Consider the following 14,429-nt stretch of genomic DNA (forward strand, 5'->3'; position numbering starts at 1 on the left):
GATATAATCTAACTAGTGATGAAATTTTATAATTTCAGTATTAAGGGATAATGGTTATGAAAAAAGATTTTAATGAGTTTATTCAAACTCTGCAACCAGGCATAATGACCTATGAAGATTTGGTTGATGTAGATAAAGTTATTTCAAATTATGAAAAATGATCTTTTGAATTTGATGAGGTAAATAAAATTATCGGAGATAAGGAAAACTTTTATAAAAATTTAAATAAAGTTTTAAATGATAATCCTTCTATAAAACAATATGTACCACTTCTTTTTGCTACAAGAAATGAGCAAAAGAAAATGTTAGGTAAAGATTATGAATTAATTCAATTTAATAACAAAACTCCAAACGAAGAAGTTATTGAAGTTATTAAGAATTCACCTTTAGATGAATTAGTTGGAAAAGGTTATGTTAAGAATATTAACGATTATTTAATTGGTGTTGAAGTGGGATTAGACACTAATGCTAGAAAAAATAGAACTGGTAAAGTTATGGAAACTAAAGTTGCAGAATTATTAGCAGATAAAGGTTTAGATGTAACTTTACAATACAACTCTAAAAATCTATTAATTAATCACTTAATCAGTGAAGAAGATATTTTAAAGATTTTCCCTGATGGTAGTGCAGATAAAGTATTTGATTTCATGTTTGAATACGATGGAGAAATTTATTTAGGAGAAACAAATTTCTACTCATCTGGTGGTTCTAAATTGAATGAAGTTGCAAAATCATACATTCTATTGGATGAAAGAATTAACAATGTGAAAGGTTTTCACTTTGTTTGAATTACTGATGGAGTTGGATGAAAATCTGCTAAAAATCAAATTGAAGAAGCTTATGGAGATATTGAATATATTTATAACTTAGATGAATTAAAAAACCATACAGTAAAGGAGTTGTTTTCTAAATAATGAAACCATTTGTAAAATGAGCTGGAGGAAAATCCAAACTTGTTGATGAAATCAAAAGTAGAATTCCAAAGGATACTAAGAGATTAGTAGAACCTTTCGTTGGAGGTGGGGCTTTATTTCTAAGTTTAGAAATGCCAAATTCTCTAATTAATGACAATAATAAAGAACTAATTAACCTTTATAAAACAATTAGAAATAATCCTAAGAAATTAATGAACAACGTTGATAAATTAGCAATTGAATATAACAAAAGTCCTGAAGAGTTTTATTACTATTTAAGAAATCTTGATAAAGCGGATGTTATTTACAAAAGCTTTAACCCAACTTTTAGAGCCTCAAGAGTTTTATTTTTAAACAAAACTGATTTTAATGGATTATATCGAGTGAATGCGAATAATAAATTTAATGTACCTTGAGGAAGAAAAGAAAAAGCACCAGAAATTTATGACAAAAAAAATATTGATGAAATTTCTGATTTTTTAAAAACTACAACAATTGTAAGTAAAGACTATAGAAAACTTCAAAAAGACATTAAAGCAGGAGATTTTGTTTATATTGATCCACCGTATGACAAATTAAAAGAAGATACTTTTACAACTTATACTAAAGACGATTTCGATAGAGCAAATCAAGTTGAACTAAAAGAATTCTGCGACGAGTTAAATAAAAAAGGAATTAAATTCTTAGTTTCAAATCATAATACAGAATTTATAAGAGATTTATATAGAGACTACAATATCTCAATTGTGATGATGGCTAGAAACATTAATTCCAATGGACAAAAAAGAAATGCTGTGGAGGAAGTATTAATAAGTAATTATTAATCAGAATATGAAGAATTTTTACGACAAATATGAAAATCTACTTACACCGGATAACTATGAATTATGAAGGCTAAAAGAAGATGTAAATAGAATTAACGCTACTATAAAAGATGCTGATTTAATTTTAAGTAATGATGAGGGGAGTAAGTTTCCTAATTTTAAAAAGATTGAAAAACAAATTTACAAACTAGAAAAGTCAATTAATTCTCTTAGTGATAAAAAAGAATCTCTGGTCAAGAAAATTAAAATCAAACGGAATATCAAACAAATTAACAAAATTAAATCAAAAATTGGTTTAGAAACATCTACACCTACAAAAATAAAACCTGTAAAAAATGCTTTTTTAATTTTAGGAAATCCAGGTTGTGGAAAAACTTATTATATAGAAAATGATTTTTCAACAAAAATTAATAAAAAAAATGCTTTTCTTTTCAACTGCTTTCAAATGCAAAATAATTTTAGAGATGAATTGTTTTCCCAATTTATGAACTATAGTTATCTTTTTAAGAAGGGAATATATAAAAGGTTACCTAATTTCTTTTACAAAATCTTCAATTTCTTTTCAATTTCTGTTCTTGCCAACTTTAGTAGCGATTCCAGGAGCGATAATTTCTGCCGCCGAAAACAATTGAGAATTAAAATGATATTTTTGATTGTTGATAGCTATTTCCTGCCTATTTATTCTAATCTCTATAGTTATATGGATTGTTCATTGATATAACTTCAATTCGCACGATGTACTTGAAATTAAGAAAAGCATATTTTTAAGACATGATGAAATTTACATGATTTTTGACGATTTAGATAGAGTTGAAGATGCACAAAAAAGGAAAAATATCTTAACAGATATAAGTCTTATTGCCGACATGCTGGTTGCTTCCAATAAATTTAAGATTGTTAATATAATTGTTTTAAATAATGGCGAACCTTATTTCAGTGTACAAAAAACACATCCGCCCACAAACTTTTCAACGACCGATAAAGTAAAAAATGAAGAGTTAACTATTGGTAAATTTTTCGATTTTTTATACCCGTTTGGAAAAAATAAAAATGAAAATATAGAGGCAATGAAAAATTGGATAAAAAATCCGAATAATTATCAAGGTAAAAAATGAGCAAAATATAGATACGACATCATCAATGTCATTGAAACAGAATTCACAGCTGATTTTTTAAAACATATAGTTACACCATTAGACTTAAGAATTCTTCCTAACGTTTTCAATGAAATTAATATATTATTAGAGCTTTATAACGAACATATTTGAAAAATTATATTTGATTTTGATTTTTTTCTAACTATAGCTACTTATTATTCTTTTTTTAAAAATATCGATTACATTAAATATGTGCAAATAAATGAAAAAAAATGAGTAGAATTAGATTTCTCTGATTTTCATACCGAAGTTAAAGGATCTACAGGAAAATGAGAATCGTTATTCAACAATCTTTATTTAGGAGAAAAAAATAGAGAAATTATTTTTAGTTTGTTTGATTCCTTGACCGATGAATCATTTGGAAGCAAAATTGGTTGAACATTGTTTGATGTTGAAAATGTAATAAATAGATTGAATGATTATTTTAGCAACTACAACGAAATCTCAATTTCAGAAATTTTTGTTTTTTTGGATAGAGAATTTGGTGGACTAATGAATAGACAATCATTTTATACATATATTCCAGGTATTATTTCAGCACTTGATAAAAAAATTAAAATTAACTATGAACCTAATATTGAAAATGTAATAGTTGAATATGGTAGCAAAGATTTTTATGGATTATACTATTTATTTTACCAATCTATCGGTTTGCCATCACAAAATTGGAGCAACACTAGATTTAGTATTTCCAACATTTTAAATGACTACTCAACGTTAGAAAAATTTAAAAATTTAAAATGAAAATATAAAAAAATTATTTTTAACATATTTATTACTAACTTTGACAAATTGATTCATTGTCGTTTCACAAATTCCTTTGTTGATTCCGACGGTCAAGAATGAGTGCAATTTTTTGAAGACCTTAGAGAATCTAATTATCAACTTTCTCTAATGGAAAATCCATTTTTTATTCCTGACAAACATATCAAATTTTATGTTAAATATCCAAATATTTTCATTGATGAATTTGATATAAAAAACCCATCAAGCCTAAGATTTGCTATATATAACGCGAAAGACGGGGAACACTCCCTTTTTAATTTTAATTTTTCTCTTCTTACAGAAAGCCTTGATAGTCAAGATTTTTCTGCATTAAGTGTAAACGAAAAGGCTAGAGATATAATAGAAATCTTTAACTTACCTTTGTTCACAGAGGAAAGCTATTCTTGATTTGCTAAAAATATTTACTACTTTGAAATATTTGTTTCTTTCTTAGTTACATTAGTGGGAACGAAAAATCAAGAAATTATAATCGAGATTAATAAAATTATTAACTTAAAATGTTTGAAAGATTCAGCAAATGAATATTATTCAATAGATGATGATAGAACGTCAAATGCACCAACATATTTTAATAATATGATTGATAAATTAATTTCAGTTTTAAAATAATAATTAAAAAAAATCATTCCTATAGCGGGAATGATTTTTTATATATTAATTTTTATTAATTAAGAGATTGTCTGATTAACGTTTTAAGTATTTTTTAATTTGTTTGATATCTTTTTTATCTCTAGCAACCATAATTACTAATCCGTTGTCTAAAACGTAGTATTTATCAGCAAAGGTTGTTTCTGATTTAACAGCAGTAGGTAAGTTTTTGATTACTTCTTTTTGTTCTGAGCTAGTTAAGTTAGTAATAGGTCTGATTTTTAAAACAGGACGATCGCTTGATGAAACTTGTTGTTTTGTTCTTTGGTTAATAATTGTATCGTTTGTAATGATGTTTGTTGTAGTGGTTGTATTAACTGGTTTTTCTTTAGTTTCAACTTTTTTAACTGGTTTTTTACTTGATTTAGCTTTGGTTGGTGTTGTTTTTTTATCAGCTTTCTTTTCAAGATCAGCTGTTCTTTTATCAACAGCTTTTGTTTCAGCTTTAATCTTAGCATCTTGTTTAGCCATATCTTTTTTAGCTTCTTTTTGCTCAGTTTTAATTACTTTTTCTTCATGGAAGTTGGTTTTTTTAGCATCAGTTGGGTTAAACATGATTTCATTGTCATCATCGTTAATTGTTGTAACTTTTGTTGCTGGTTTATCAACTTTTTTCACAGGAGCTTTTTTAACTGTAGTTGGTTTTTTAGTAGTTGTACGTTTTTTTGGTTCAACGTTACTTGTTTTTCCTAAATCAATCATTGGTTTTGATTTATAACCTGTTAATCATTTAATGATTTTTTGATTATCAACCATATCAACATCATTGATTTCAGCTTTTTTACTTAATCCAAGTCCATCAAAACGACGAACTACTTCTTCAGCATTGATTTTAACTGTGTGTAAGTTTAAATCTTTTTTAACTTGACTAGTAGTTTCATCAATGTTCTTTTTATCAACTACAAAGTAGATATTTTTATATCCTTTTTCTTTTAAGAATTTTTCTGAAATTGCTTCAGATTCCATTCTTCCTGCAACTTTAGCACCACTTCAGAATTTACGATGAGAAGTAAAGATTACTCAATCTCCATCGTTCATAGTGTTTCAAAGGTTTTTACCTCTGTTTTCAAAACCATCAGCAATCCCTCATAAGTTTACAATTCCATCAGGTGATGCTTTTTGTAATTTATTATAAGTTTCATGATCTAGTAATGGTTTTAAGTCTTCAATTTGGATTGGAGTGTTAACACAACGTTTGTATTTTGCCATGTTATCTCCAACTGGTTGGAAGTATACTCTGTTCATTATTATTCACCTCTCTATAATTCTAATGGAATATTGAATTAAAAACGTGTTATAAGCGCATTATTTCAAAACACTTTGCAACTTTTTTCTAGCTATAAAGATAAATTAAGTCATTTTTTTTAATCTAGCTATAGAAAAATGACTTAATTTGTTTAAATTTGTATAATAACAAATGATTTATTTAATAAAAGTTAACAAGAGAAATAACTTTATAAAAGGGAGAAATGATTAGAATGTTATATTTACAAACTAATAATGTTTTAGTAGAAATTAAGACAATAACTTATCTTGATAAGAAAGAAAACATAACAAAACAAGGTTATTTAGTTGGAGATAAACTCTTTTCTCACTTACCAAAAAAAGTTTTAAATAATAGTTTCTTATTAACTAATTGAAATAGAGCTTTAAAATACAACGTTAATGAAGAAATGATTTCTGATGGAATTGAAATCAAAAACTCAACTTCTAGTTGAAATCAAATTGAATTTGATTTGTACCTTGATTATGAAAACGAAAGGTTAAAAACTTTATCAAAAGACGTCTTTGCTAATAAGATTATTTCTCAAACTACTTTTCAAACTACTTTTTTACATAAAATCATTGAAAGTTATAACAAATTTAAAACTGATAATGATTTTATGATTGACTATGAGTTATTTTCACAAGTTATTTGTCAAACTGTTAAACAAACACCCTTAAACATTGATGGTGATTTAGTTAATAAAAACTTTGATTTGAATTATAAGAAGGTTAAATGAAACAAAATTATTAAATTAGGTAATGAAACTAAACTTGAAAGAACTAAGAATAACCAACTTGTTTATTTAGTTAATAAAGATAAGATTAATTCACCAATCAAAGACATCTTTAAATATATTAACTTTGCAACTGATGAATGTTTCTGCTGTGGGTATGTAAAAATTCAAAATGATGAAAAACTTTATTTAAACCTAGAGTTTGAATCAGATATATTAATTAGTGATTTAAAAGAACAAGTCTTTAAAGAACTAAAACCTTTATTTAATGATTCAAAAGAAAAGTATCTTCATTATTACAACATCACATCAAATCTTGACTTTTTAATTGAAGATTTAAACCAGTTTAAAAATGAAGGTTATTTTGAAACAAAGAACCTACTTGAGCAACAATTTGAAGAAATTAAGCAAAATTATTATCAACAGTTTTATTCAGAAAACCTTTTAAAACAAATGCTTTTCTATAAAGTTAACACTTTAAGCGAATTAGTTGATTATCGTGAAAATTTAACCAGATATGGGGTTGTTTCACTTGATGATAAGAAAGAAATCGATTTAAGACAAAAAGCTTTGAATAGTTAGAAAATGAGAAGGTTATTTAACGATAAAAACCTTTATTTCTAGCCATTTCCTGGCTTTTTTATTTTTTATAAAAATTAATAAAAAAATACCTTTTCTTTTTTGCTTTTTATGGTTATAATCTAACTTGCATGTGTATTTTGTGTGCGTAAAAGACAACACACCAGAGAGAGTTGTCGTTAAATAGGAGGATTAAGATGGCTGAACAAAAAATCAGAATCAAACTTAAAGGGTATGATCACGCAACAGTTGATCAATCAGCAACAAAAATTATTGAAGCTGCTCAAAAAACTGGAGCTCAAGTAAAAGGACCAATCCCTTTACCAACTGAAAAACAAATCATTACTGTTTTAAGAGCTGTTCATAAGTATAAAGACTCACGTGAACAATTCGAAAAAAGAACACACAAAAGAATTTTAGAAATTTCTAACCCATCACCAACTACAATGGATACTCTATCAAGAGTTCAATTACCTAGTGGTGTTGACATCGAAATCAAACTTTAATATTTAACTAAAGAAATAAATTAACAAAATATACATGATTATCAATCAGGAGGATAAGAAACATGAAAGGAATCTTAGGACGTAAGGTTGGTATGACTCAAATCTTTACAGAAACTGGTGCATTAGTACCTGTAACTGTAGTTGAAGTACAACCTAACAAAGTTTTACAAGTTAAAACTGCTGACAAAGATGGATACCAAGCATTACAATTAGGTGTTCAAGACAAAAGAGCTAACTTAGTAAACAAACCTGGAACTGGTCACTTTAAAAAAGCTGGTTCTAATCCTAAGCGCTACGTAAAAGAAATCAGAGGAATGGAAGGATTTGAACAAGGAGCAGATATTACTGCTTCAGATCTTTTCAACGCTGGTCAATTCGTCGACGTGACAGGAATCTCAAAAGGAAAAGGTTTTGCAGGGTCAATTAAAAGACATAATTACCACACAGGACCTATGGCTCATGGATCAGGATACCACAGAGGTGTTGGATCAATGGGAGCAATTATTAACAGAATCTTCAAATCTAAAAAAATGCCCGGACACATGGGACATGAAAAAGTAACAATTCAAAACTTAGAATTAGTAACAATTGATGCAAACAACAATTTAATGTTCATCAAAGGTTCAATTCCAGGACCAAAAAATGCATTTGTTCAAATTCGTGAAAATGTAAAAGGTAAAAACCCAACAGAAGCAGCAACAATTTTAACAAGAAACGCTAAACCAACAACAGAAGCAGCACCAGTTGCTGAAGAACAAGCATAAGGAGAGATAGTATAAATGAAATCACAAGTATTAGATATCAAAGGTACTAAAGTTAAAGACATTGAATTAAATGATTCAGTTTGAGCAATCGAACCACATGATCAAGCAATGTTTGACGCTGTTATCGCTCAACAAGCTTCAATGAGACAAGCAACTTCTAAAGTTAAAACTCGTGCTGAAGTTCGTGGTGGGGGAAGAAAACCTTGAAGACAAAAAGGAACTGGACGTGCGCGTCAAGGTTCAATTAGATCACCTCAATGAAGAGGTGGGGGAGTAGCTTTCGGACCAACAGGTGAAAGAAACTACAAACTATCTGTTAATAAAAAAGTTAGAGCTTTAGCAATGAAATCAGCTCTTTCACAAAAAGCAAAAGAAGACAACTTAGTAATCGTTGACAAATTTGTGTTTAGTAAACCTTCAACCAAAGATATGGTTGCAGTATTAACTAGCCTAAACATTGATGGTCAAAAAACTTTAATTATCACAAAAGAACACGATAACTTAGTAGTTAAATCAGGATCAAACCTTGAAACAGTTAACATTCTTAACCGTAGTCAATTAAACATCTTTGATTTAATGAACGCTACTAAATTATTAGTAACTGAAGATGCTATTCAAGCAATTGAGGAGGTATATGCATAATGCACGTAACTGAAGTAATTAAAAAACCAGTCTTAACTGAAAAAACATACTTAGGACACGCTGATGGAACATATACTTTCATCGTTGATAGACGTGCCAATAAGACACAAATCAAAAAAACTTTCGAAGAAATTTTCGAAGTTAAAGTTAAATCTGTCAGAACTTTAAACTATGATGGAAAAGCAAAACGTTTAGGACGTTTTGAAGGAAAAACAAATAACTATAAAAAAGCCGTTATTACATTAAAAGACGGTGAACAATTAGATATTTTAAACGACTTATAGAAAGACCTAACCCTTAGGTAAATTATTGTAAGCGTACTCACAAATAAAACATATGAGTTTTAGAAAGGGAAAACCAATGGCAATTAAAAAATATAAACCTACGACTAATGGTCGTAGAAACATGACAACCATTGATTATTCACAAGTATTAACAACTGATACTCCAGAAAAATCATTGACAACGTCATTAAATAAAAAAGCCGGACGTAACAATCAAGGACGTATTACTACTCGCCACCAAGGTGGGGGGCACAAACGTAAATACCGTATCATTGATTTCAAACGTAATAAGTTTGACGTGCCAGGTAAAGTTGCGACTGTGGAATATGATCCAAACCGTAACGCATTCATTTCATTAATCAACTACGCTGATGGAGAAAAAAGATACATTATCGCTCCAAAAGGAATCAAAGTTGGAATGGAAGTAATCTCAGCTGAAAACGCTGATATTAAAATCGGGAACACAATCCCATTAAAAAACATCCCAGAAGGTACATTAGTTCACAACGTGGAAATGAGACCAGGTAAGGGAGGACAAATGGCTCGTAGTGCGGGTGCATCTGTTCAAATCGTTGGTAAAGACGAATCAGGAAAATACGTAACTTTACGTTTAGCTTCAGGAGAAGTTAGAAAAATTCTAGCTGACTGTTTAGCTACAATCGGTGAAGTTGGAAATGACGACTACAATTTAGTAAACTGAGGAAAAGCTGGACGTAACCGCTGAAAAGGTGTTCGTCCAACAGTTCGTGGGTCAGTTATGAACCCTAACGATCACCCTCACGGAGGGGGAGAAGGTCGTGCGCCAATTGGACGTAGTGGACCAGTTACCCCATGAGGAAAACCTGCTTTAGGAGTGCAAACTCGTAATAAGAAAAAAGCCTCACAAAAATTAATTGTAAGACGTCGTACTAAGTAAGAAAGGAAATAGGAAGATTATATGTCAAGATCATTAAAAAAAGGTCCTTTTGTGGATGAATACTTAATTAAAAAAGTTGAAGCCATGGGAGATAAAAAAGAAGTTATTAAAACTTGATCACGTAGATCAACTATTTTCCCTGAATTCATCGGACACACATTTGGTGTATATAACGGAAAAGAATTTATCCCAGTTTACGTAACTGAAGATATGGTTGGACACAAATTGGGAGAATTCTCACCAACTCGTAAATTCGGTGGTCACGGAGACGACAAGGCTAAAAAATAGGTAGAGGAGAGTCATAAATTATGGAAGCAAAAGCACAATTAAATATGATCCGTATCTCTGCAAGAAAAGTAAGACTTGTCGTAGATGCGATCAGAAATAAACCAGTAGATGTAGCAATCGCTAATCTACAAAACATGGATAAACGTTCAGCAGAACCAGTATTAAAATTATTAAACTCAGCAATCGCTAACGCAGTTAATAACAATGGTATGGACGCTGACAAATTATACGTAAAAGAAGCTTACGTGAACGAAGGGCCAACATTAAAACGTTTCCGCCCACGTGCTCACGGTAGAGCTTATGAAATTTTAAAAAGAACATCACACATCACTATTGTAGTTAGTGATGAAAGATAGGAAGGAGCAGGAAAATGGGACAAAAAGTATCACCAAATGCATTACGTCTTGGAATCGTTAGAGATTGAGAAGACCGTTGATATGCAGAAAGAGAAGAATACGTTAAATGACTAGATCAAGATATCAAAATTCGTAAAGCAGTTTTAAAACAATTAGATAACGCTGCTGTATCAAAAATTGATATTGAAAGAACTAAAAAAGAAATCACTTTAATCATCAAAACTGCTCGTCCAGCAATCGTTTTAGGTGCTGAAGGAAAAAATATTGAAAATATTGCTTTAACAGTTAAAAAAATCGCTAAAGATAAAAACTTAAAAGTTAATGTAAAAGTAGTTGAAGTTAAAAACCCTGATGCAGATGCAACACTAGTTGCTCGCTGAATCGGAGAACAAATTACAAACCGTGCTTCATTCAGAACTGTGCAAAAACTTGCTATTCGCCGCGCTTTAAAAGGCGGAGTAAAAGGAGTTAAAACATCAGTTTCTGGACGTTTAGGTGGAGTTGAAATGGCTCGTACAGAAGGTTATTTAGAAGGTGCAGTACCTCTATCAACCCTAAGAGCTAACATCGATTACGCTTTATACGAAGCAAAAACAACATATGGACAAATCGGAGTTAAGGTTTGAATTAACCATGGTGAAATCATTGGTAAAATGCCAAAAGATGAAACTAAACCAGCTGCTGAACAAGATATTAAGAGAAGACAAAACAACGCTCGTCGTAACAACAGAACTCTTAATGTTGACAGAGGAGGTCGAAAATAATTATGTTAATGCCAAAAAGAACAAAATATCGTAAACCTCACCGTGTAAGTTATGAAGGTAAAGCCAAAGGGGCTAAACAAGTTGACTTTGGAGAATATGGACTAATGGCAATGGAAGGTGCTTGAATCACTGCAAGACAAATTGAAGCTGCCCGTGTTGCTATGACACGTTATATGAAACGTGATGGGAAAGTTTGAATGAGAATCTTCCCACAAATGTCAATGACAAAAAAACCTGCTGAAGTTCGTATGGGATCTGGAAAAGGGAACCCTGAAGAATGAGTAGCAGTAGTTAAAAAAGGAACAGTAATGTTCGAAATCGGAGGAGTTTCAGAAGAAACTGCTCGTGAAGCATTAAGATTAGCAATGCATAAATTGCCAATCAAATGTAAATTTGTTAAGAGAGGTGACGTTAATGCCTAAGAATAATCAAATGACAGATCTACGCAAAATGAGCGTTGATGATCTTATCAAAACTGGTGAAGATAAAAGAGCTGAATTATTCGCTTTAAAATTCCAAGCTGTCTTAGGTAGCTTAGAACAAACTCACCGTATCAACCAAATTAAAAAAGAAATCGCAAGAATTGAATTAGTTCTTTCAGAAAAAAAACGTGAAGGACAAAACGTTAATAAATCTGTTAAAGCTGATTACAATAAAGCAGTTGAACAAGCTGATGCTGATGGAAAAAAAGTTCGCGAAAAACAATTAAAACAATTACAAGATTTACAAAACAATTTACAACAACCAACTGAAGAAGCACAAGCTGACGCATTGGCAAAAGCTACAGTAACTGAAGCTAAAGGAGAAACAAAATAATTATGGAAAGAAATAGTCGTAAAGTATTAACTGGTAAAGTTGTGTCTGACAAAATGGACAAAACTATTACTGTGTTAGTTGAAACCTATAAAGATCACCCAATCTACAAAAAACGTGTTAAATATTCTAAAAAATATAAAGCACATGATGAACAACAAGAAGCTCGTATCGGAGACAGAGTTGAAATTATGGAAACTCGTCCCTTATCAGCAACTAAAAACTTTAGATTAGTTAGAGTTATTGAAAAAGCTGTTCTTTAATAAGAAATTATAAGAGAAGGAAGTATTAAGATATGATTCAAGAATTATCAAAATTAAAAGTTGCAGATAACTCAGGTGCAAGAGAACTTAGAGTTATCAGAAACCTTGGGGGATCACGTAAGAAATTTTCTGGAATTGGAGATATCGTTGTGGCATCAGTGATATCTGCTCAACCAGGAGCTGCAGTTAAAAAAGGGCAAGTTGTAAAAGCCGTTATTGTAAGAACTACTCGTGAATTACGTCGTGAAGACGGAACATACATTAAATTCAGTGAAAATGCTGCTGTGTTAGTAAAAGATGATAAAAACCCACGTGGTACTCGTATTTTCGGGCCTATTGCTCGTGAAGTTAAAGAATCAGGGTTTGTTAAAATCTCATCATTAGCACCAGAAGTACTATAGGAGAAACAGAAAGATGGCAAAATCAAAATTATTAAAAGGTGATATTGTTAAAGTTATTGCTGGTTCTCACAAAGGAGAATCTGGTCCAATCACTTGAATATCAAAAGATAAAACAAGAGTATCAGTACAAGGAATTGAAGTTTCAAAACACCAAAAACCTAGTCAAGCTGATACAGAAGGTGGAATTAAACAAATTCCAGCAACAATTCATATTTCAAACGTTGCTTTAGTAGATCCTAAGAAAAAAGATACTGCTACAAGAGTTGGTTACCAAATCAACGATGGTAAAAAAGAACGTTTTGCAAAAAAATCAGGTCAAGTTATTAAATAGTAGGAAGGAACAAGAAATTTATGAACAAAAGTAGAATCGAAACAAACTACAAGGAAAATATTGTTCCTGAACTATTCAAAGAATTTGAATACCAATCAGTAATGCAAGTACCTAAAATTGATAAAATCGTTATCAACATGGGTATTGGAGACGCTGTTCACGATTCAAAAAGAATCCAAGAAGCAGCAGATGAACTTGCAATTATTACAGGACAAAAACCTTTAGTTACAAAAGCTAAAAAATCACTTGCCGTATTTAAATTACGTGCAGGAATGCCTATTGGAGTAAAAGTTACTTTAAGAGGTAAAAAAATGTACGATTTCTTAGATCGTCTAATCAACATCTCATTACCACGTGTACGTGACTTTAGAGGGGTTTCAAAAACAGCATTTGATGGATTTGGAAACTACACTCTAGGAGTTAAAGAACAAATCATTTTCCCAGAAATTGATTTTGATAAAGTACAAAAAATCCGTGGAATGGATATTACTATCGTTACAACTGCAAAAACTAATAAAGAAGCATTCGCACTACTTGAAAAAGTAGGAATGCCTTTCCAAAAATAATACTTAAGAAAGGATATAAGAAAAAATGGCAAAAAAATCATTAAAAACAAAACAAGCTAAACATCAAAAATTTGCTGTGAGAAATTACACTCGTTGTAATAACTGTGGAAGACCTCACGCTGTGCTAAAAAAATACGGAATTTGCCGAATTTGCTTTAGAAAATTCGCTTATGAAGGACAAATCCCTGGTGTCAAGAAAGCATCTTGATAGAAATTAATAGGAGAAAAGAATAAATGACTACAGACGTAATCGCAGATATGTTAACAAGAATCCGTAATGCAAACCAAAGATATTTACCAACAGTAAGTATGCCAAGTAGTAAGATGAAAGTTGAAATTGCTCAAATCTTAAAAGCAGAAGGATTTATTGAAGACTTTAAAGTTGAAGGCGACAAAAAGAAAACTTTAACTATTAACTTAAAATACAAAGGTAAAACCCGCGTAATTCAAGGACTTAAAAAAATCTCTAAACCAGGACTTAGAGTATATGCACCAGCAAATGAAATTCCTCAAGTATTAAACGGATTAGGAATCGCTATTGTATCAACATCAAAAGGAATCATGACAGGTAAAGACGCTCGTAACCAAAAAGCTGGTGGCGAAGTGTTAGCCTTTGTCTGATAAGAA

22 protein-coding genes are annotated in these 14,429 nt (G+C 30.5%); 21 read left to right on the forward strand and 1 reads right to left on the reverse strand.

The window, feature by feature from the left end:
• Positions 1–56 precede the first annotated feature (56 nt).
• From CP520_RS00075 to CP520_RS00090, 4 genes are all read left to right on the forward strand, one after another.
• Positions 57–914 (forward strand): DpnII family type II restriction endonuclease, encoded by an 858-nt coding sequence (locus CP520_RS00075; RefSeq protein ID WP_157755759.1) that lies wholly within the window; start codon positions 57–59, stop codon positions 912–914.
• Positions 914–1,738: a DNA adenine methylase gene (locus CP520_RS00080; protein WP_096862452.1), complete on the forward strand. Its 825-nt coding sequence runs from the start codon at positions 914–916 to the stop codon at positions 1,736–1,738. The genes CP520_RS00075 and CP520_RS00080 overlap by 1 nt, the downstream gene beginning before the upstream one ends.
• A gap of 7 nt (positions 1,739–1,745) precedes the next feature.
• Positions 1,746–2,459: a hypothetical protein gene (locus CP520_RS00085; RefSeq protein WP_096862453.1), complete on the forward strand. Its 714-nt coding sequence runs from the start codon at positions 1,746–1,748 to the stop codon at positions 2,457–2,459.
• 64 nt (positions 2,460–2,523) lie between these two features.
• Entirely contained in the window at positions 2,524–4,290 is a 1,767-nt protein-coding gene (locus CP520_RS00090) for a hypothetical protein (protein ID WP_096862454.1), read from the forward strand.
• A gap of 75 nt (positions 4,291–4,365) precedes the next feature.
• Here CP520_RS00090 and CP520_RS00095 read toward each other — a convergent pair whose 3' ends face one another.
• On the reverse strand, positions 4,366–5,574 hold the full coding sequence (locus CP520_RS00095) for a hypothetical protein (protein ID WP_096862455.1): 1,209 nt from the start codon (positions 5,572–5,574) through the stop codon (positions 4,366–4,368).
• 224 nt (positions 5,575–5,798) lie between these two features.
• On the opposite strand from CP520_RS00095, the gene CP520_RS00100 reads away from it, so the two are divergent.
• From CP520_RS00100 to rpsH, 17 genes are all read left to right on the forward strand, one after another.
• A complete protein-coding gene (locus CP520_RS00100) occupies positions 5,799–6,911 on the forward strand; it encodes a hypothetical protein (RefSeq protein WP_157755760.1) in 1,113 nt (370 codons plus the stop codon).
• Between the two features lie 194 nt (positions 6,912–7,105).
• Positions 7,106–7,414, forward strand: coding sequence for a 30S ribosomal protein S10 (gene rpsJ / locus CP520_RS00105; protein ID WP_096862457.1), 309 nt, complete (start codon positions 7,106–7,108; stop codon positions 7,412–7,414).
• 62 nt (positions 7,415–7,476) lie between these two features.
• On the forward strand, positions 7,477–8,178 hold the full coding sequence (gene rplC, locus CP520_RS00110; protein WP_096862458.1) for a 50S ribosomal protein L3: 702 nt from the start codon (positions 7,477–7,479) through the stop codon (positions 8,176–8,178).
• Between the two features lie 15 nt (positions 8,179–8,193).
• Positions 8,194–8,820: a 50S ribosomal protein L4 gene (gene rplD / locus CP520_RS00115; RefSeq protein ID WP_096862459.1), complete on the forward strand. Its 627-nt coding sequence runs from the start codon at positions 8,194–8,196 to the stop codon at positions 8,818–8,820.
• Positions 8,820–9,104 carry a 50S ribosomal protein L23 gene (gene rplW, locus CP520_RS00120; RefSeq protein ID WP_096862460.1) on the forward strand — a complete coding sequence of 95 codons (285 nt, stop codon included), beginning with the start codon at positions 8,820–8,822 and terminating at the stop codon, positions 9,102–9,104. The genes rplD and rplW overlap by 1 nt, the downstream gene beginning before the upstream one ends.
• A gap of 76 nt (positions 9,105–9,180) precedes the next feature.
• Positions 9,181–10,020: a 50S ribosomal protein L2 gene (rplB, locus tag CP520_RS00125; RefSeq protein ID WP_096862461.1), complete on the forward strand. Its 840-nt coding sequence runs from the start codon at positions 9,181–9,183 to the stop codon at positions 10,018–10,020.
• A gap of 21 nt (positions 10,021–10,041) precedes the next feature.
• A complete protein-coding gene (rpsS, locus tag CP520_RS00130; protein ID WP_096862462.1) occupies positions 10,042–10,308 on the forward strand; it encodes a 30S ribosomal protein S19 in 267 nt (88 codons plus the stop codon).
• 20 nt (positions 10,309–10,328) lie between these two features.
• Positions 10,329–10,664: a 50S ribosomal protein L22 gene (gene rplV, locus CP520_RS00135; protein WP_096862463.1), complete on the forward strand. Its 336-nt coding sequence runs from the start codon at positions 10,329–10,331 to the stop codon at positions 10,662–10,664.
• Positions 10,665–10,678: 14 nt separating this feature from the next.
• Entirely contained in the window at positions 10,679–11,428 is a 750-nt protein-coding gene (gene rpsC, locus CP520_RS00140) for a 30S ribosomal protein S3 (RefSeq protein ID WP_096862464.1), read from the forward strand.
• Between the two features lie 2 nt (positions 11,429–11,430).
• Positions 11,431–11,850: a 50S ribosomal protein L16 gene (rplP, locus tag CP520_RS00145; RefSeq protein ID WP_096862465.1), complete on the forward strand. Its 420-nt coding sequence runs from the start codon at positions 11,431–11,433 to the stop codon at positions 11,848–11,850.
• Positions 11,843–12,244, forward strand: coding sequence for a 50S ribosomal protein L29 (gene rpmC / locus CP520_RS00150; RefSeq protein ID WP_096862466.1), 402 nt, complete (start codon positions 11,843–11,845; stop codon positions 12,242–12,244). The genes rplP and rpmC overlap by 8 nt, the downstream gene beginning before the upstream one ends.
• Positions 12,244–12,504, forward strand: coding sequence for a 30S ribosomal protein S17 (gene rpsQ / locus CP520_RS00155; RefSeq protein ID WP_169835712.1), 261 nt, complete (start codon positions 12,244–12,246; stop codon positions 12,502–12,504). Before rpmC ends, rpsQ begins: the two co-directional genes overlap by 1 nt.
• A 32-nt stretch (positions 12,505–12,536) precedes the next feature.
• Entirely contained in the window at positions 12,537–12,905 is a 369-nt protein-coding gene (rplN, locus tag CP520_RS00160; protein WP_096862468.1) for a 50S ribosomal protein L14, read from the forward strand.
• Positions 12,906–12,918: 13 nt separating this feature from the next.
• Complete coding sequence (rplX, locus tag CP520_RS00165; protein WP_096862469.1) at positions 12,919–13,236, forward strand: 50S ribosomal protein L24; 318 nt, start codon at positions 12,919–12,921, stop codon at positions 13,234–13,236.
• Between the two features lie 20 nt (positions 13,237–13,256).
• Positions 13,257–13,802 (forward strand): 50S ribosomal protein L5, encoded by a 546-nt coding sequence (gene rplE, locus CP520_RS00170; protein WP_096862470.1) that lies wholly within the window; start codon positions 13,257–13,259, stop codon positions 13,800–13,802.
• A gap of 25 nt (positions 13,803–13,827) precedes the next feature.
• A complete protein-coding gene (locus CP520_RS00175; protein WP_096862471.1) occupies positions 13,828–14,013 on the forward strand; it encodes a type Z 30S ribosomal protein S14 in 186 nt (61 codons plus the stop codon).
• Positions 14,014–14,036: 23 nt separating this feature from the next.
• Positions 14,037–14,426: a 30S ribosomal protein S8 gene (rpsH, locus tag CP520_RS00180; protein ID WP_096862472.1), complete on the forward strand. Its 390-nt coding sequence runs from the start codon at positions 14,037–14,039 to the stop codon at positions 14,424–14,426.
• Positions 14,427–14,429: the final 3 nt, after the last annotated feature.

It is taken from the genome of Mesoplasma lactucae ATCC 49193, from assembly GCF_002441935.1.
In the GTDB taxonomy this organism is placed as follows: domain Bacteria; phylum Bacillota_I; class Bacilli_A; order Mycoplasmatales; family Mycoplasmataceae; genus Edwardiiplasma; species Edwardiiplasma lactucae.